Source organism: Psychrobacter sp. Arc29 (genome assembly GCF_041431175.1).
Classification (GTDB): domain Bacteria; phylum Pseudomonadota; class Gammaproteobacteria; order Pseudomonadales; family Moraxellaceae; genus Psychrobacter.
This window is the reverse complement of sequence record NZ_JASMRR010000002.1, coordinates 1-17,683: the sequence shown is the minus strand read 5'-3', so window position 1 is coordinate 17,683 and position 17,683 is coordinate 1. Positions and strand designations below refer to the sequence as shown.

At 42.1% G+C, this 17,683-nt stretch carries 16 protein-coding genes, 1 tRNA gene and 1 other RNA gene; 15 read left to right on the top strand and 3 right to left on the bottom strand.

The genetic code is table 11. The features are described 5' to 3' along the window. Positions 1-52: 52 nt before the first annotated feature. Entirely contained in the window at positions 53-520 is a 468-nt protein-coding gene (locus QO189_RS03045) for an Lrp/AsnC family transcriptional regulator (protein ID WP_371531475.1), read from the bottom strand. 243 nt (positions 521-763) lie between these two features. Between QO189_RS03045 and rarD the strand changes: the two genes are divergently transcribed. Beyond that, positions 764-1,783, top strand: a complete 1,020-nt coding sequence (gene rarD, locus QO189_RS03040; protein ID WP_371531474.1) for an EamA family transporter RarD — start codon at positions 764-766, stop codon at positions 1,781-1,783. A gap of 137 nt (positions 1,784-1,920) precedes the next feature. Here rarD and smpB read toward each other — a convergent pair whose 3' ends face one another. Further along, positions 1,921-2,397, bottom strand: coding sequence for an SsrA-binding protein SmpB (gene smpB / locus QO189_RS03035; protein WP_057758370.1), 477 nt, complete (start codon positions 2,395-2,397; stop codon positions 1,921-1,923). 252 nt (positions 2,398-2,649) lie between these two features. On the opposite strand from smpB, the gene coaD reads away from it, so the two are divergent. The 12 genes from coaD to QO189_RS02975 all read left to right on the top strand — a co-directional run bounded on the left by coaD (position 2,650) and on the right by QO189_RS02975 (position 13,017). Beyond that, the gene (coaD, locus tag QO189_RS03030) at positions 2,650-3,165 is read left to right on the top strand and encodes a pantetheine-phosphate adenylyltransferase (protein ID WP_371531473.1); all 516 of its coding nucleotides are present in this window, start codon (positions 2,650-2,652) and stop codon (positions 3,163-3,165) included. A gap of 82 nt (positions 3,166-3,247) precedes the next feature. Continuing rightward, positions 3,248-3,496 carry a YfhL family 4Fe-4S dicluster ferredoxin gene (locus tag QO189_RS03025; RefSeq protein ID WP_371531472.1) on the top strand — a complete coding sequence of 83 codons (249 nt, stop codon included), beginning with the start codon at positions 3,248-3,250 and terminating at the stop codon, positions 3,494-3,496. 55 nt (positions 3,497-3,551) lie between these two features. After that, positions 3,552-4,877, top strand: coding sequence for an adenosylmethionine--8-amino-7-oxononanoate transaminase (gene bioA, locus QO189_RS03020; protein ID WP_371531471.1), 1,326 nt, complete (start codon positions 3,552-3,554; stop codon positions 4,875-4,877). After that, positions 4,874-5,590: a dethiobiotin synthase gene (gene bioD, locus QO189_RS03015; RefSeq protein ID WP_371531470.1), complete on the top strand. Its 717-nt coding sequence runs from the start codon at positions 4,874-4,876 to the stop codon at positions 5,588-5,590. Before bioA ends, bioD begins: the two co-directional genes overlap by 4 nt. 94 nt (positions 5,591-5,684) lie before the next feature. Beyond that, positions 5,685-6,050: RNase P RNA component class A (gene rnpB / locus QO189_RS03010), an RNA gene on the top strand. A gap of 121 nt (positions 6,051-6,171) precedes the next feature. Continuing rightward, positions 6,172-6,248 (top strand) — tRNA-Met (locus QO189_RS03005). Positions 6,249-6,653: 405 nt separating this feature from the next. Then, a complete protein-coding gene (lepA, locus tag QO189_RS03000; protein ID WP_371531469.1) occupies positions 6,654-8,453 on the top strand; it encodes a translation elongation factor 4 in 1,800 nt (599 codons plus the stop codon). A gap of 105 nt (positions 8,454-8,558) precedes the next feature. Next, a complete protein-coding gene (lepB, locus tag QO189_RS02995) occupies positions 8,559-9,461 on the top strand; it encodes a signal peptidase I (RefSeq protein WP_371531468.1) in 903 nt (300 codons plus the stop codon). A 143-nt stretch (positions 9,462-9,604) separates the two neighbouring features. Continuing rightward, positions 9,605-9,997 carry a DUF4845 domain-containing protein gene (locus tag QO189_RS02990; RefSeq protein ID WP_227674169.1) on the top strand — a complete coding sequence of 131 codons (393 nt, stop codon included), beginning with the start codon at positions 9,605-9,607 and terminating at the stop codon, positions 9,995-9,997. 103 nt (positions 9,998-10,100) lie between these two features. Further along, on the top strand, positions 10,101-10,898 hold the full coding sequence (gene rnc / locus QO189_RS02985) for a ribonuclease III (protein ID WP_371531467.1): 798 nt from the start codon (positions 10,101-10,103) through the stop codon (positions 10,896-10,898). Positions 10,899-11,212: 314 nt separating this feature from the next. Next, positions 11,213-12,178 carry a GTPase Era gene (gene era, locus QO189_RS02980; RefSeq protein ID WP_227675693.1) on the top strand — a complete coding sequence of 322 codons (966 nt, stop codon included), beginning with the start codon at positions 11,213-11,215 and terminating at the stop codon, positions 12,176-12,178. A 62-nt stretch (positions 12,179-12,240) separates the two neighbouring features. Next, positions 12,241-13,017: a DNA repair protein RecO gene (locus QO189_RS02975; protein WP_371531466.1), complete on the top strand. Its 777-nt coding sequence runs from the start codon at positions 12,241-12,243 to the stop codon at positions 13,015-13,017. 40 nt (positions 13,018-13,057) lie between these two features. Here QO189_RS02975 and QO189_RS02970 read toward each other — a convergent pair whose 3' ends face one another. After that, the gene (locus QO189_RS02970) at positions 13,058-13,612 is read right to left on the bottom strand and encodes a Tfp pilus assembly protein FimT/FimU (RefSeq protein WP_371531465.1); all 555 of its coding nucleotides are present in this window, start codon (positions 13,610-13,612) and stop codon (positions 13,058-13,060) included. A 587-nt stretch (positions 13,613-14,199) separates the two neighbouring features. On the opposite strand from QO189_RS02970, the gene QO189_RS02965 reads away from it, so the two are divergent. Both QO189_RS02965 and typA read left to right on the top strand, forming a co-directional pair. Beyond that, positions 14,200-15,384: an OmpA family protein gene (locus QO189_RS02965; protein WP_371531464.1), complete on the top strand. Its 1,185-nt coding sequence runs from the start codon at positions 14,200-14,202 to the stop codon at positions 15,382-15,384. Positions 15,385-15,732: 348 nt separating this feature from the next. Beyond that, positions 15,733-17,583, top strand: coding sequence for a translational GTPase TypA (gene typA, locus QO189_RS02960; protein ID WP_201600492.1), 1,851 nt, complete (start codon positions 15,733-15,735; stop codon positions 17,581-17,583). The last annotated feature ends 100 nt before the right edge of the window (positions 17,584-17,683 follow it).

Here is a 17,683-nt window from a genome sequence, read left to right as displayed (position 1 = left end):
AACACCAATTATTAATAAAAAAGCTAATACCAACTCATACAGGTAGATGTATTTAGTCTAAGGTAATCTTGGTCCCACTCTTAGTAAAGTTCATCACAAACTGACTCTTAAAATTGCGTACATTATTTTCATAAGTCAGCAAGCTACGGGTGAAATGGTGGTAGTCACTCATATTTTTGGCATTGACCATCAGCATAAAATCAAAATCGCCAGATACTTCATAACAGCTCATCACTTGCGATTGTGCGTCCATCAAACGCTCAAATCGATGTTGCATCGACGTATTGGAGCGCTCCATCTCTATCATCACCACTGCGGTCAGACCGTAACCCACTTTATTGGGATTAACGATGGCGACCTGCTTGGTAATCACGCCGCTATCTATCAATGCTTGAATACGACGCTGAGCTGTCGCAATAGATACGTGCACTCGCTCTGCGACAGTTTTAAGCGGTAATGTTGCATCGTCTTGCAATAAATTCAAAATGGCTTTATCAGTGCTGTCTAGAATATGGCTCATGATAATGTACCCTCATCAATTATGATTGTTAGATTATTGATTATAAATATTATCACTAATAATTTAAATTTAAGAAAATAGTTATTTATATGACACTATTTTGATAAATTTATCCATAAATAAGTTTTTATAGAGATAATATGTCAAAGCACCCTAGTAAAATAGATCATACCAATCAGAGCTGCTTTAAAAAAAGAGCTAGTAATTGTTTTTTATCATCTATTAATAGCTAGGGTGCTTACCATGTCTATCTCAATGCTCTCCAATGTATTCTCTAATGCGCTAGCAACCACTACTTCACGTTTGCCATTGCCTGCGATTTGGACAACTGGTAACGCGCAGCAACGGACGTTGATGTTGGGAGTATCATTTGCCATCTTATCCAATATCTTGTTTGGCGTGCTCTATGCATACAGCAGCTTTCTGACGCCTTTGTCAGGTACGCAAGTGTTTATCTGGCGGATGCTAGCAATGTGGGCGGTGTTGGTCGGCTATTTATTGGTGAGCGGTAGACTGAGTATGCATATCGATAAGTTGCGTGCGCTGCGCTCGTTCAAACAGTGGGCTTGGCTGCTACTACCTACGCCGATATTTTTGAGTCAGCTTTGGCTATTTATGTGGGCACCAGTTAATGGGCAGGGCGTCCAAACCGCGATGGGCTATTTTTTGTTTCCACTCATGATGGTGGTGTTCGGTTGCCTGCTGTTTGGCGAGAAGCTCAGTCGTCTGCAGTGGCTGGCGGTCGCATTTGCGGCGGTAGGGGTGTTTAGTGAAATCATTCGTACGCAAAGTGTCTCTTGGGCGACATTGTGGGTGTGCGGTACTTATCCCATCTATTATATCGTACGTAGGCTCCAAGGCATTGATGCCATCACAGGCATGCTAGTCGATCTGACCTTGTTTGCCCCATTTGCGCTTGGTTACTTGTACTTTTTTGCACCTAGTAATTTGGCGATGGTAGCAGGGTCTGGATTTTTGATCATGATGTTAGTTGGTCTTGGCGTTTTGAGTATCCTAGCAATGAAAACCAATATTGATGCCAGCCAAATGCTTCCAGTCAATGTCTATGGCATGATGAGTTATATAGAACCTGCTTTGCTATTTATATTGGCGGTGACGGTGCTCGGTAATCCGTTTGAATCAGCGATGATTTATAGCTATGGGTTGATCTGGTTAGGTATTGCTTGTTTGATTGCTCATGGGATAAAGCAGCTTCGCGCTCGTAAAAATACGCCATTATCAATCAAAGGGCAGGTCGCGTAAGTAGCTAGTAGGGTAGTTAATGAGTATTGCCAATAACGAGTATTATTAGTCAATAGATATCAGCATTAATAAGGTATAAAAAAGGACGGCTCAATATTTACTGAGCCGTCCTTTTTGACATATAGACTAAATAACGCTTAATCTAAGTGCTGTTTAAAGCCGCGCTGCTTATCACGTTCCCAGTCACGATCTTTTAACGTCTTACGTTTGTCATGCTGCTTTTTACCCAGTGCTAGGCCAATTTGGCATTTCACTAGCGAGTTTTTCCAGTAGCAAGACAGCGGTACACAAGCGTAGCCTTTTTGATTGATTGCTCCAGAGAGTTTTTCGATTTCACGGCGATTGAGCAGCAGTTTACGGGTACGAATACTGTCTGGACTAACGTGCGTTGAGCTCGATAGTAATGGCTGAATATGCGCACCAAATAAGAAAGCTTCGTTATTGCGAAATATGACGTACGCTTCAGTGATGGTCATTTTTCCTGCACGGATAGCTTTGACTTCCCAGCCTTGTAGTGCCAGTCCCGCTTCAAAGGTTTCTTCGATAAAATATTCATGACGCGCTTTTTTATTAGCGCAAATCTGATTATCAGGTTTTTTTGATTTTTTTGACATAATTTCTCCATAAGGATTGCCTAAAAACACAGGCGCCTTATTTGACCAGTCCTACTAATTCCTCATCTTAACCCATTCAATGGTATTGAATTTTATTTGGATTATAAGTCAGATGAGTCGAACCGCCTATTGTATCAAAGCCTCTGGTGAAAAGGTAAATCGGCTGTTAGGACAAATGTAGCAGATAAGTATTAAGTTTGAGCAAAATTTGCTAGCATATGGCCTAATATTACCGATTATATTAGCCATGCTATGAGCCATTCTATTTCCCCTAATTCCTCAAAGCTACACACCAAAATTCTATATCCTGGTACGTTTGATCCCATTACCAATGGTCATGTGGATTTGGTGACACGTGCAACCAAGCTCTTTGATGAGGTTGTGATCGCGGTTGCCTCGGGGCATCATAAAAAGCCTCTATTTAATTTTGAAGAGCGCGTTGCTTTGGTCGAAACCGTATTTGCCGATTTGCCGCAAGTCTCGGTGATTGGCTTTGAAGGGTTGCTCGTCGATTTTATGCGCGAAAAACACGCCACCGCAGTGCTGCGCGGGCTGCGCGCGATGTCAGATTTTGAGTACGAGTTCCAACTGGCCAATATGAACCGCGAGCTTGATGAAAACTTTGAAGCGGTATTTTTGACCCCATCTCAGAATTATTCATTTATCTCATCTACGATGATTCGTGAAATTGCCAAACTCGGTGGCGATGTCAGTAAATTTGTCCCGCCTTGTGTTTTGCAAGCTTTTGACAAAAAGTTAAATGTTTAATAAATGGTTCGCTGACAAGACTTGCCACTAAAGTAAAAAAGTCAGTGATGTGTGAGACAATCAAAAATATAAGGAGCAGTTTATGGCGCTATTAATCACTGATGAGTGCATTAACTGTGATGTGTGTGAGCCTGCCTGCCCAAATGAGGCCATCTCAGAAGGCAATGATATTTATGTCATTGATCCAGATCTATGCACAGAATGTGTCGGACATTTTGACGAGCCGCAATGCGTGGTGATTTGTCCCGTCGATTGTATCCCTCATGATCCCAATCATGTCGAGACAGAAAGTGACTTATTGGCCAAATACAAGCGTATTACGGGTCAATAAAATATTGATAAGCGATTGATGACGTTTGGGTTTACAACGTTTTAGGGACAATACGATGACCAAAAAAACAATGCCAATTAAATCTATGCAAGTAGCCAGTGAGTTCGATCAGCAACATCTTTGGCACCCATATGCCAGTCTGCCACCAACCTATTCCAATATCGTTATTGATCGCGCTGAAGGTATTTATATCATCACTGAAGATGGTACGCGCCTGATTGATGGGATGTCGTCATGGTGGGCGAGCGTCCATGGTTATAATCATCCCAAGCTAAATGACGCGCTGACTCAGCAGTTGGGTAAAATGGCGCATGTAATGTTTGGTGGTTTAACGCATCAGCCAGCGATAGATTTGGGCAAAAAACTGCTCGATATTGTACCTGCTGGACTTGATGCGATTTTTTATGCCGATAGCGGCAGTATCGCCGTAGAAGTGGCGCTGAAAATGGCGCTGCAATATCAAGTAGCTGCCGAGCGCCCAACCAAGCGGCAGTTTGCGTCAACCCATTCAGGGTATTACGGTGATACGTGGCACGCCATGAGTGTCTGTGATCCTATCAATGGGATGCACAGCCTGTATGGCAAGCAATTACCGATGCAGTATTTCGTCCCTGCACCGCCACTTGGCTTTGATCGCGCATTGACAGTAGAGGAGCGTGAGACGCTGTCTGATTTTTTTGCAGTGCATGGCGCGCAGCTGGCAGGATTTATTATCGAGCCGATTATTCAGGGCGCAGGCGGCATGCGTTTTTATAGTCCTGAATATCTACAATTGCTGCGTCAACTGTGCGATGAGCACGATGTGCTCTTGATTGCCGATGAGATTGCCACTGGGTTTGGTCGTAGTGGTAAATTATTTGCGTGTGAACATGCTGATATCAGCCCCGATATCATGACCATTGGCAAGGCATTGACAGGCGGCTATATGACTTTTGCCGCCACGCTATGTACTCGAAAAATTGCCGATACCATTCATAATAGTAACTATCCAGCCCTCATGCATGGCCCGACTTTTATGGGTAATCCGCTCGCCTGTGCGGTCGCCTGTGCGTCGATTGACCTGATACTGTCTTATGATATCGAAACGCGTACCACCAAGATGCAACGCACGATGGAGCAACAACTGTCCCCAGCTGCGCAGCTAGTAGGTGTTGCCGAGGTACGTTGTTTAGGCGCAGTTGCCGTGATTGAGTTGCATGAAGCGGTCGATATGCCCATTTTTCAATCCTTATTGATCGATCATGGTATTTGGGTCAGACCGTTTGGGAAGCTGGTGTATATTATGCCACCTTACGTGATTACTGATGATGAGCTGACCACCTTATGCCAAGCGCTACTAAAAGTGGTGCGTACGTATTTAGAAAGTCGAGATCAACCATGAGCGTGCTATTTATCTCCGGCATCGATACCGACATTGGTAAAACCTATGCCACTGGCCTACTTGCCAAAGCATTGATGCAGCAAGGCGTGAACGTTATCACGCAAAAGTTGGTACAAACGGGCATCAGTAAACAAGCAGATGGCGAGCTAGGCATTGCAGATGATATTTTAAGTCATCGCAAGTTGATGAAGATTTCATTACAACCTTGTGATTTAGATTTTACCACTTGTCCTTATCGCTACGAGAAACCTGCGTCCCCGCATCTATCCGCAGCACTGGCCAACCAGCCTCTCAATATTGAAGCGATTACTGAAGCCACCGAAGCATTGCAAGCTGATTACGATGTGGTATTGCTCGAAGGAGCAGGCGGGTTGTTAGTTCCCATTACCACTGAATTATTGACCTTAGATTATATCGCTGAGCAAGGCTATCCTATCGTTTTGGTTACCTCTGGTCGATTGGGCAGCATCAATCATACATTACTCAGTTTAGAAGCCATAAGATCGCGCGGATTAAAGGTACATAGTGTTATTTACAATCATATTCATGATGATGCTGAGCAAACGGATGCTGAAATTGCAAACAGTACTATTGAGTTTCTGCAAGCATATTTGGCTCGCCATTACCCCAAAGCGCATTGGCTGGTTTTAGCCAAACAATCAAATGAACATTCAGGCAATATCGATATACCTTTGCCAACAGCGTTTATCTAAGTTTTTGAGATGTTTTTAAGGTAGTTTCAGCCATCCTAAAAATAAGCCGAAAAGACATTCCCATACAGGCGTTAGTTTTGCTATACTAGCGCGCTTGGTAGACTAGGCGATCGCCGCTGCACACTGGCAACAGATGAGCAGGGGAGGAAAGTCCGGGCTACATAGGGCAGCGTGCCAGCTAACGGCTGGGCAGGGTAACTTGACGACCAGTGCAGCAGAGAGTAGACCGCCTTTGGTATCCTAGATATCATCGGTAAGGGTGAAAGGGTGCGGTAAGAGCGCACCGCGTGGATGGTAACATCTCACGGCATGGTAAACTCCACGCGTAGCAAGACCAAATAGGCATCGGCATGGCGCGGCCCGCGTTCGATGCGGGTAGGTTGCTTGAGCGTATTAGCGATGATACGCCTAGAGGAATGATCGTCCACGACAGAACCCGGCTTATCGGTTTACCAAACCTTTTTTATCGTTTGTCGTAGTAATAGTTGCAATTAATTTGAATTACATTCATTTTTTTGCAAAAAATGTCCATTAGGGGTTGACGTCAGTCAGCAGCTTGGGCATAATGTGCAGCCTAAAACGGCGATGTAGCTCAGCTGGTTAGAGCGCATGACTCATAATCGTGAGGTCAAGAGTTCAAGTCTCTTCATCGCCACCATACATAGCAGTATTAAAAAAGCCAATCTCTCTGGGATTGGCTTTTTTTTGCCTGAAATAATCTTTCATTTACAAGGTTTGTAGGTGCTATTGCTTAGTCAAATACTCCTTGTTAGATGTCTGTCAGTCTCGCTTACTTGATAAATACTTTCTCTGCTACTAAAATCGCCTTACTTTGCAGTAGAAAACTGCTAGAATACTCTTTGGTATGTGCGTACAAGAGCGCAGCAGAGTTACCGTACTAAGTACTCGGCTTTAGATGACGTTATCTATTCTAAGGATTACGATCGATACAACAGCTGACCTGCAGCACACGCTTTAACGAAGCATACCTATCTTATCAAGTGTACTTGACCATATTTATCTCTTATCTTTATTCTATCACCTTTAATTTAGTAGGCGCTTTGTGACTGCATTAGCCAATATTCGTAACTTTTCAATCATTGCCCACATTGATCATGGTAAGTCGACCCTTGCCGATCGTTTTATTCAGATGTGCGGTGCCTTGCAAGATCGCGAGATGCAGGCGCAGGTGCTCGACTCGATGGATATTGAGCGCGAGCGCGGTATCACTATCAAAGCACAATCGGTAACATTATTTTATGATCACCCAAATGGTGAGCGTTATCAGCTAAACTTTATTGATACACCGGGTCACGTCGATTTCTCATACGAAGTATCGCGCTCGTTAGCCGCTTGTGAAGGTGCGCTATTGGTTGTTGATGCCGCTCAAGGCGTAGAAGCTCAGTCGGTTGCCAACTGCTATACGGCAGTGGACCAAGGTTTAGAAGTGATGGCAGTTCTTAACAAAATTGATTTACCACAAGTCGAGCCTGAGCGTGTTATTCAAGAAATTGAGGATATTATCGGTATTGATGCAGTAGATGCGCCGCGTGTATCAGCGAAATCCGGTCTTGGTGTCGATAAGTTATTGGAAGCCTTAGTCGAGTTTATTCCAGCACCGACTGGCGACCGCGAAGCACCCCTGCAAGCGTTGATTATTGATTCATGGTTTGATAGCTATTTGGGCGTGGTCTCGCTCGTTCGTGTACGCCAAGGAACCGTGAAAAAAGGTGATAAGATTTATATCAAATCAACTGGCGATGCTCATCCAGTAAGCTCTATCGGTGTGTTCACACCAAAACCTGTCGATACTGGTATCTTAGAAGCGGGTGAAGTAGGCTTTATTATTGCGGGTATTAAAGACATTGCTGGTGCGCCAGTTGGTGATACGATTACGCATGCAAAGACGCCTGACGTCGATCGTATCCCAGGTTTTAAACAAATCACGCCACAAGTATATGCTGGTATGTTCCCAGTAGACTCTAGTGATTTTGAAAAATTCCGTGAAGCGTTGCAGAAGCTACAAATCAATGATGCCTCGTTATTCTTTGAGCCTGATACCTCAGACGCGTTAGGCTTTGGCTTTCGTTGTGGCTTCTTAGGCATGTTACACATGGAGATTATCCAAGAGCGCTTAGAGCGTGAGTATGACTTGGATTTGATCACTACTGCACCGTCAGTGATCTACGAGATTGAAAAGAAAGATGGCGAGGTAATCTATGTTGATAACCCATCAAGACTGCCTGAGCCCAATAACATCGAAGAATTCCGTGAGCCAATTGCGCGCTGTCAAATTTTGGTACCGCAAGACTACTTGGGTAACGTCATGACGCTATGTATCGAGCGCCGCGGTGTGCAGGTTGATATGCGCTTTATGGGTAAGCAAGTTCAGGTTATCTTTGATATTCCGATGGGTGAAGTGGTCATGGATTTCTTTGACCGTCTAAAATCAGTCTCGCGTGGTTTTGCATCACTAGACTATAATTTTGATCGTTATCAAGTTGATAAATTGGTTAAAGTCGACGTATTAATCAACGGTGATAAAGTTGACGCCTTGGCGATGATTGTGCACCAAGATCAAGCACGTTTCCGCGGTAATCAGCTAGTGACCAAAATGAAAGAATTGATTCCACGTCAGATGTTTGATGTGGCCATTCAAGCAGCAATTGGTAGTCAGATTATTGGTCGTAGTACGGTAAAAGCCATGCGCAAAGACGTACTAGCGAAATGCTATGGCGGTGATGTGTCACGTAAGAAAAAGCTATTGTCTAAGCAGAAAGCAGGCAAAAAACGCATGAAGCAAGTAGGTAACGTGGAGATTCCACAAGAAGCCTTCTTAGCTGTCTTGCAAGTTGATAGTTAATAGACAGTACTATCTCAGATAGTTTTTGTACATAGCAACAGTTGAATATCGTTAATTTTATCGTCAAAGCAGCTAGACAAGCAGCATGTTAATAGGCAATTTGGTATGGATTTTGATTTCAATTTAATTTTAGTGCCGTTGACTATAGGCTTAGGGATTGTCTGGCTGTTAGATAAGCTTGCGTTTAAACAGCGTAAAACTCGCGGACGAGGCAAAGAGAGCCTGCTGGTACGCTGGGCTTATGACTTTTTTCCTGTGTTGGCAGTGGTATTAATAGTACGCTCATTTTTAATTGAGCCTTTTAATATTCCGTCATCCTCTATGGTGCCAACGTTATATACGGGTGATTTTATTGCGGTCAACAAGTATGCGTATGGCGTTCGTCTACCGCTAACGTACAATAAAGTCTTGGATACTGGCGAGCCTGAGCATGGCGATGTAGTGGTGTTCCGATATCCTGAAAACCCAAGCATCTACTATATCAAGCGCTTGATTGGGTTGCCTGGTGATACCGTCAGCTACAATCAAGGTACAATCTCTATTAATGATGTACCAGTAGAGACGACGCCTGTCGATTTTTCGGCAAGTGCAGAATTGACATCGCAACTTTATTTGCCAGGACAAGTTGGTCCAGGTCAGGTGCTTACAGAAGAGAGTGCTGCTGCGATGGGTCAGGAAGAAGAGGACGCAGCACAGTATTTCCAAGAGACACAGGGTGAAAACACACACCTTGTGCGCTACTTAAATGGCATGAACAGCTCTCAGTATGCTCCCTTCCTGCAGCAACAATCACCAGAAGTTGTGAGCTCAGAAGGTACAGAGTGGCGTATTAAAGTGCCAGAGGGTCAGTATTTTGTCATGGGTGATAACCGTGATCGCAGTGCAGATGGTCGTTTTTGGGGTTTTGTTCCTGACGAAAACTTAGCGGGTAAAGCTGTCTATATATGGATGCATAAGCCACCTGGATTAAATCTACCAACCTTTGAACGCAATGGTACTATTGATTAGTATCGTGAGTACTCTATTGGTTGATTTATCGATAATAGTTTTATGCTAATATCGTTACTATTCAATAAATAGCGTTCTACTATCTAATTTATAGGTATAGAACGCTATCAAAAATAGTCATCTATCAATCGAGGGTTTCCATCATGCAGCAGTTATCTGGTCTTGCCACGCAGCGCGGTGCTAGTGTGACAAACATCGTTCTCATTATTATGATGTTGGGTATCGCAGTTAAACTGCTGGTGGCCATTGTACCTGCTCAAATTGGTGACTATCAGCTGACTAAGCTCTTGAGTGCAGAGCTTAAAGTAGCCAATGACAATAACGAGACAGCCAAGCAATTCGTTGAGCGTGTTAATAAACAGCTATCCATCAATGCTGACTATGACACCAATGCAGAAGATGTATTCACTTTTACCAATAAAAAAACAGGCCAATTGGCCATTCATAAAGAATATGCAGTAACCAATACGTTCTTTAGCAATGTCGATATCGTGAATCGTTTCGAAGGAGACATCGATATGGCTACAGCAGAATAAATAATCATAATGTAGGACAGTACTTTAGTGTCCTCAACAAAATCAAATATATACTCTTATTAAACTAAATCTGTAAAACAGAAGGGATAACCACAAGCCACGCATGAAACCAACTTCGCAACATTCCCAAGCGGTTCTTACTCCTAAAAAAAATAGCACGTCTGTCGACACGCTTGTTGTTAGCTCAGAATTTACTCAGCGCTTAGCAGTCTTAACGCGCAAGTTAGGCTATGTGTTTAATGATTTGAGCCTGCCAAAGCTTGCATTGACGCACCGCTCATTTGACAGCAAAAAAAATTATGAGCGTCTAGAGTTTTTAGGTGATGCGCTTTTGGGTATGATTGTTGGTGAGGCTTTATACCATCGTTATCCTAATCAAAACGAAGGGCGTCTAACCCGTATGCGTGCAACTTTGGTGCGCCAAGAGTCATTAGTTATTATCGCGCAAAATCTGGAGCTGTCTAACCATCTGATATTAGGCGTAGGTGAGCGTAAGGGTGGCGGCCGTAATCGTGCTTCTATATTGGCGGATGCGGTAGAGTCTTTGATTGGTGCCATCTATTTGGACAGTCAAGACATGGATATTACTCGTCATTGCGTACTCTCTTGGTATGGAGACTTGATTGACAACGTTAATGACCAAAAAGCCCTAAAAGATGCGAAGAGCCGTTTGCAAGAGTGGTTACAGTCTAAGCAATTTGATTTGCCAAACTATGAGCTTATGGAAACACGTGGCAACGCTCCCCATCAAATCTTCGTGGTACGCTGTCACGTGAATATTCAAAACTGCCCTGATATCACTGAATCTGGTGAAAGTCGCCGTATCGCTGAGCAAAAAGCAGCAGAACTTATGATTAATCAGCTGCACAAACTTCCAGGATCCGTTAAAAAACGCTCTTAGCAAATATTCGCAGGCGATTACAGGCTTATTTCTGAGTCAACAATGCCGCTTTTGAGTGATGAGACCTGAAGCGGCATAGACTTAATTTACCTTACATACTACTTATTTCAAATATTACCAGCCGATATCTAATAGTAACTGCACCGACAAACTATTAAGTCATATTTGGCTGGATATAAACCCTATAGGATCAACTTATGAGCAATCACCCTGATGTGCCATCGAATAATGAAGATAGTACTCAAAATATGATTGAAAATACAGATGTCGATACGAATGCCGATAGCGTAGAAGACATCACAATCGACAACGATATGGCGATTGAAGAGTTTTTTGCGCCAAATACGAATGCTCGTATGGCTGACGACTTCAGAGCTGGTTATGTTGCCATTGTTGGACGTCCAAACGTGGGTAAGTCAACGCTGATGAACCACTTATTGGGTCAAAAGCTGTCTATTACTTCGCGTAAGCCGCAAACGACACGCCACCGTATTCATGGCATTTTGTCCAATCATGAAATGCAGGCAGTGTTTGTAGATACGCCAGGTATTCATCGTAATGAAGTACGAGCTATTAATGAGCGTATGAACAAAGCGGCAGTATCTGCTCTAGTAGATGTTGACCTAGTATTGTTCGTTGTTGATTCAGATCAATGGCGTGATGATGATCTACTGACGTTGCAAAAGCTTGGTGATACCAATTTGACTGTTGTATTGGTCATTAATAAGTCAGATACTTTAAAAGATAAAGGCAGCGTGTTACCACTTATTGAGACTTTTAATGAAAGTTTTGACTTTGCTGATATCGTTCCAGTATCTGCGCTCAAGAACCAAAACTTAGATCGTTTGCAAGAAGTGATTGCCTCACATTTACCAGTTGCTGCACCTATTTATGATACAGAGCAAATCACTGACCGTTCAGAGCGATTCTTAGCCAGCGAAATTATTCGTGAAAAAATCATGCGTAGTGCGGGTGATGAAGTACCATACGACTTGACCGTACAGATTGATGCGTTTAAAGATGAGCCTGCGCATACAGATCCAAAGACAGGGCGTCCACGTAAAGCATGCACCTTTATTGATGCAACTATCTATGTTGAGCGCAGTGGTCAAAAAGCCATTGTTATTGGTGATAAAGGTCAACGCATCAAGCAAGTCGGTATGGATGCTCGTAAAGATATGGAGCAGCTGTTTGACAAAAAGATTATGCTAACGCTATGGGTCAAAGTCAAACGTGGCTGGTCTGATGACGAACGTGCATTAACCAGTTTAGGATATTGAAAGCAATTAAGGGTAGTGCGGTAATATTGCTATCCATATGTTAAATGCTGAGGTAATAAACGATGCGTAACGAAGCGTTAATTGGCTATTTATTACATCAGCGTCCTTATCAAGAAAAGCGTGCGTTGTATTATCTTTTTTCTCAGCAGCATGGTGTGATACATGGTGTTGGGAAGAAAGGCGCACCGTTATTTATGCCTTTACAGCTATTTGCCACTGGCAAACGCGACCTAAAGACATTCACTCAAATCCAGATTACTTCGCAAACCACTCCTCAAACAAATAACGAGCAAAAAAAGGGTGCCCCTGCCATACTTTCTACTGTGCCTTACAGTAATATCAATGGACAGCATCAATATGCGGCATTGTACCTTAATGAGATACTGTGGCGATTGTTACCGACCGAAGATCCAATGCCAGTATTGTGGCAACATTATCAGGACAGTCTACAGCAGCTGAAGCAACCTTTAGATAACACTGAGCTTCGTTTATGTTTACGCCAATTTGAGCAGCACCTATTCAATGAGTTAGGTTTCACCTTAACGCTAACGCATGACAACATCGAAGATACGATCGAACCTGATTGTGTGTATCGCTTTTTACCTGATGTAGGGCTAATACCAATCATGCAGAATGCTACAGATTCTGAGCATTTGGATAGTACTACCGGACAAACTATATTTAAAGGTATCGATATTCTTGAAATGGCTTACCTAGGTATTACTAAAGCAACGCTGAATAATTGGTCAAAGCTACATCGGCATCTGATAGATCATCTACTTGATTATCAACCATTACAAAGTCGGCTACTATGGCAACAGCAGCAACGTTATCAATAAAGAGATTGTTATTTTTAAATCTCTTTACTGCTTAGCACAGCTAGCAGTCAGTAGGATGATCTGCGTTGGGTTTGTATCTAACAATACCGGCTTGGTTGAATGATATTTGGTACATCGATTCATTATAAGGAGATGTAGGGCAGTACTTGATATGTCCGAAGTGTCCTCGAGGTTTGCCGCTATCACCCCAAAACTTAGTGTAGTGACGGTTGCTTGCTCTTAATTTTACCGTGCTGTATTTCAGGTTCAGAGCCTGTTTAGTTATCAAAGTGTCTACTTTAGGGTTGAAACGTTGGTTACCGTTTTTATCTACAAACGCCAAAAGCGTTTTATCGCCATCTTTATGACATCGTTTTTCGTTTTTTGACAAACATACTATTATGTCTTGTCTACTGATATAACTTTCAGCTTTGGCTAGAGATAAAGTATTTTCTAGCTGGCTTTTAACACGGTTGGCTTCCATACGCGTTAACTGTGTCAATATACTAGGCATTGCAATTGCTATTATTATAGCCAATACCGTTACAGTAACAATCAGTTCAACGAGAGTGAAGCCTTGACTACTTCCTGATGATATCTTATGACGCCATTTCATAAGCTGACATATCCTATAGTATTCATTTATTTTAACAAATGATCTAGCCTGTCCTATAGCTTTTACCAAATACAGTGCCTAGAAGTTTTCAATTAATGTAGCTGAATGCTACAGCTAAAGTTAATATACAAAACTGGTAAGTTGGCAAATCAGTCTTACACCTAGAACAAAATCGACTATCTTAATATAAACAGAATATATATCTACTGTCAAAAAATGTTTCAATTAGTGAATAATGTGCATTAGGAATAGAGAAAAATTATTAATTGTAATAAAATATGTTTAAACGATAGGTAGCGTTTAATCTACTATCTATCGCGAACTGGCATACAAAAGATAAGAAGCGTAAGGTGTGTTAGTTCTAGGTAACTTAGAATGGCTATTGTGTTTTAGTTACAACATTATCGTGTAATAATGTGTAGCTGGTTAACGAAAAACGTTGTAAACTGAATTGATAATCGCTAAGCTGCTTCTTAATTAGTTTTGCTCTGTAACTTAAATGTGTAAAAGATGTCTACTTTAGAGAAAACGTCTTGAGAATCGGTTTTGCTTAATGCATTACTAAAATTATCCTTTGGAGGAAGTCCATGAAACTGAATAAAATTGCTCTAGCACTGTTCGCTGTAACAGCTGCACCTCTAGCAGCTAATGCTGGTGTTACTATTAGCCCACTATTACTAGGTTATCACTACAGCGAAGGCGCTGATGACGATCAGGCTGACTTGTTAGCTGACTATAGTGGTAATGGCGATAGCTATTATAAAGAAGATGGTTTATACACTGGCGCAGCTTTAGGTATCGAACTTACTCCTTCTACTCAATTCCAAGTAGAGTATGGTGTATCAGATACTGATGCTATCCGCCAAGACGGTTCTGATAACTTCGACGCAGAACAAGAAATGATCTCTGGTAACTTCTTAATTGGTACCGAAGAGTTCACTGGTTATACTGATAGCGCTCTTAAGCCATATGTATTAATTGGTGCTGGTCAATCTAAACTTGAAATTAAAGACTCTTCAGGTGACAAAGTTAGTGGTACTAAAGACACTATTGGTAACCTAGGTCTAGGTGCTATGTATCGTATCAACGATGCACTAAGCCTACGTGGTGAAGCTCGTGCCATTCATAACTTTGATAACAACTGGTGGGAAGGCATGGCTTTGGCCGGTCTAGAAGTTGTACTCGGTGGCCATCTAGCACCTACAGTAGCTGTACCGCCAATGGAAGAGCCAATGGTTGACAACACTCCAGTAGTTGTTGTTGAAGCTGACTTAGATTCTGACGGTGATGGCGTACCTGATAGTATGGATGCATGCCCAGGCACTCCAATGAATGTAGTGGTTGATGAGCGCGGTTGCCCAGTACCAGTAGATATTACTGATGAGCTAAAAATGGAATTACGTGTATTCTTTGATAACGATAAATCAGCTATCAAAAACCAATACAAGCCAGAAATCGCTAAAGTAGCAGAGAAAATGCGTGAGTATCCAAACTCTACAGCTCGTGTAGAAGGTCATGCATCTAAAACTGGTCCTTCAGCACGTTACAACCAACGTCTATCTGAAGCTCGTGCCGTTGCTGTTAAATCTATGCTAACTAACGAATTCGGTATTGCTCCAAACCGTCTATCAACTGTTGGTTATGGTTATGACCAACCAATCGCATCAAACGATACTGAAGAAGGTCGTGCTATGAACCGTCGTGTTTATGCCATCATCACTGGTGACAAAACTATGACTGTTGAACAAACTAAAGATATGGTTGTTCAGTAAGTATTAGATAATTAATCGTATAGTTAGATATATGGTTACAAAAAAAGCCACCCAATTGGGTGGCTTTTTTTATTTATGTATTGAGAAAAGTAAGTTATTTCATAAATTTATGAATCAATAATGTTATACTAGCCACCCAAACATTCTGTAAATTGACAGAATGTACATTAGCATAGCTATCTGTACGATGAATTTATCGGCATAGATATTTGATTATATTGAGATTTTCTGAGCGATAGCATTTATTGTGTATCATCTAGAATTCAATATCTATCTGATTGATGATAAGAGTTTATCCAGCGGCGCTTATTGCTACTGCATTTTTTTAAGACGACACGAGCATTTTATATGGCGAACGATATCAAACACCTGCGTAACATTGCAATTATTGCCCACGTTGACCACGGTAAAACAACTTTGGTTGATAAATTATTACATCAATCTGGTACTTTTGGCGATCGTGCAAACATTGCTGAACGTGCAATGGATTCAGGTGATATTGAGCAAGAACGTGGTATTACTATTTTGGCTAAAAATACAGCCATTCGTTGGACAGATCAGACTTCAGAAACTGAATACCGTATTAATATCGTTGATACCCCAGGTCACGCCGATTTTGGTGGTGAAGTTGAGCGTGTAATGTCGATGGTTGATTGCGTACTTTTGGTTGTTGATGCTGTCGATGGCCCGATGCCTCAGACTCGTTTTGTAACGCAAAAAGCATTTGAGCAAGGTCTAAAGCCAATTGTTGTTATCAATAAAATTGACCGTCCTGGCTCACGCCCTGATTGGGTAATGGATCAAATTTTTGATTTGTTCGATAATCTAGGTGCGACTGATGAGCAGCTTGATTTCCCAGTGGTTTATGCATCAGCGTTAAATGGTATTGCAGGTTTGGAAGCAGATGATTTAGCTGATGACATGACGCCACTATTTAAAACTATTGTTGATGTTGTACAAGCACCACAAGTTGATGCAGACGCACCATTCCGTATGCAGATCTCAAGCCTTGATTACAATAGCTTCGTTGGTGTTATCGGTATTGGTCGTATCCAGCGCGGTAAAGTGAAAGTTAATACACCAGTTACTGTTATTGATAAGCATGGTAAGACACGTAACGGTCGTATCCTAAAAATTATGGGCTACCATGGCCTTGATCGTATTGATGTTGAAGATGCACAGGCTGGTGATATCGTTTGTATCACAGGTATTGATGCACTTAATATCTCAGATACGATTTGTGATCCTAATAATGTTGAAGCATTACCAGCATTAACGGTTGATCAGCCTACCGTATCAATGAATTTCCAAGTAAATAATTCACCATTTGCTGGTCGTGATGGTAAGTTTGTCACGTCACGTAATATTCGTGAGCGTCTTGAGCGTGAGTTGATTCATAACGTTGCACTACGTGTAGAAGACACTGAATCTCCAGATAAGTTCAAAGTATCAGGTCGTGGTGAGCTTCATCTATCTGTACTTATTGAAAACATGCGCCGTGAAGGCTTCGAGATGGGTGTTTCAGGCCCAGAAGTTATCGTAAAAGAAGTTGATGGCAAGTTACAAGAGCCGTATGAAAACGTTGTCTTCGATATCGAAGAAGAGCATCAGGGTTCTATCATGGAGCAGGTTGGTCTACGCAAAGGCGAAATGACCAATATGGAGCTTGATGGTAAAGGCCGTATGCGTATTGAGGCAACAGTACCAGCTCGTGGTTTGATCGGTTTCCGTTCTGAGTTTTTAACACTGACCTCAGGTAGTGGTATCATGACGTCAAGCTTCTCACATTACGGTCCACAAAAGATCGGTGATGTGGGTGGTCGTTCAAACGGCGTATTGGTTTCTATGGCAAACGGTACTTGCCTAGGCTTTGCACTGTTTAACCTACAAAAACGTGGTAAGTTATTTGCTGAGCCACAGCTCGAAGTTTATGAAGGTATGATTATTGGTCTTAACTCTCGTAACGATGATATGACGGTTAACCCAACAACCGGTAAGCAGCTTACTAACGTACGTGCTAGTGGTACTGATGAAGCGTTGACTTTGACGCCAGCAGTTAAGTTTACGCTTGAGCAGGCGCTTGAATTCATTCAAGATGATGAGCTAGTTGAAGTAACACCAAAAGCAGTACGTATTCGTAAACGCTACCTGACTGAAAGTGAGCGTAAGCGTCACGGCCGTAGTAAGAAAAATGCATAATATTTTAGTTTAACTAAAATGATTGTCCCGTCCTAAAATAGATTGATGATTTTTTAATGAGCCAGATACCCTGAGTATTTGGCTTTTTACATTAAACAGG

Coding starts and splice junctions, on each gene's coding strand:
- QO189_RS03045 (WP_371531475.1), bottom strand. CDS start 520: ATGAGCCATATTCTAGACAGCACTGATAAAGCCATTTTGAATTTATTG.
- rarD (WP_371531474.1), top strand. CDS start 764: ATGTCTATCTCAATGCTCTCCAATGTATTCTCTAATGCGCTAGCAACC.
- smpB (WP_057758370.1), bottom strand. CDS start 2,397: ATGTCAAAAAAATCAAAAAAACCTGATAATCAGATTTGCGCTAATAAA.
- coaD (WP_371531473.1), top strand. CDS start 2,650: ATGAGCCATTCTATTTCCCCTAATTCCTCAAAGCTACACACCAAAATT.
- QO189_RS03025 (WP_371531472.1), top strand. CDS start 3,248: ATGGCGCTATTAATCACTGATGAGTGCATTAACTGTGATGTGTGTGAG.
- bioA (WP_371531471.1), top strand. CDS start 3,552: ATGACCAAAAAAACAATGCCAATTAAATCTATGCAAGTAGCCAGTGAG.
- bioD (WP_371531470.1), top strand. CDS start 4,874: ATGAGCGTGCTATTTATCTCCGGCATCGATACCGACATTGGTAAAACC.
- lepB (WP_371531468.1), top strand. CDS start 8,559: ATGGATTTTGATTTCAATTTAATTTTAGTGCCGTTGACTATAGGCTTA.
- QO189_RS02990 (WP_227674169.1), top strand. CDS start 9,605: ATGCAGCAGTTATCTGGTCTTGCCACGCAGCGCGGTGCTAGTGTGACA.
- rnc (WP_371531467.1), top strand. CDS start 10,101: ATGAAACCAACTTCGCAACATTCCCAAGCGGTTCTTACTCCTAAAAAA.
- era (WP_227675693.1), top strand. CDS start 11,213: ATGGCGATTGAAGAGTTTTTTGCGCCAAATACGAATGCTCGTATGGCT.
- QO189_RS02975 (WP_371531466.1), top strand. CDS start 12,241: ATGCGTAACGAAGCGTTAATTGGCTATTTATTACATCAGCGTCCTTAT.
- QO189_RS02970 (WP_371531465.1), bottom strand. CDS start 13,612: ATGAAATGGCGTCATAAGATATCATCAGGAAGTAGTCAAGGCTTCACT.
- QO189_RS02965 (WP_371531464.1), top strand. CDS start 14,200: ATGAAACTGAATAAAATTGCTCTAGCACTGTTCGCTGTAACAGCTGCA.
- typA (WP_201600492.1), top strand. CDS start 15,733: ATGGCGAACGATATCAAACACCTGCGTAACATTGCAATTATTGCCCAC.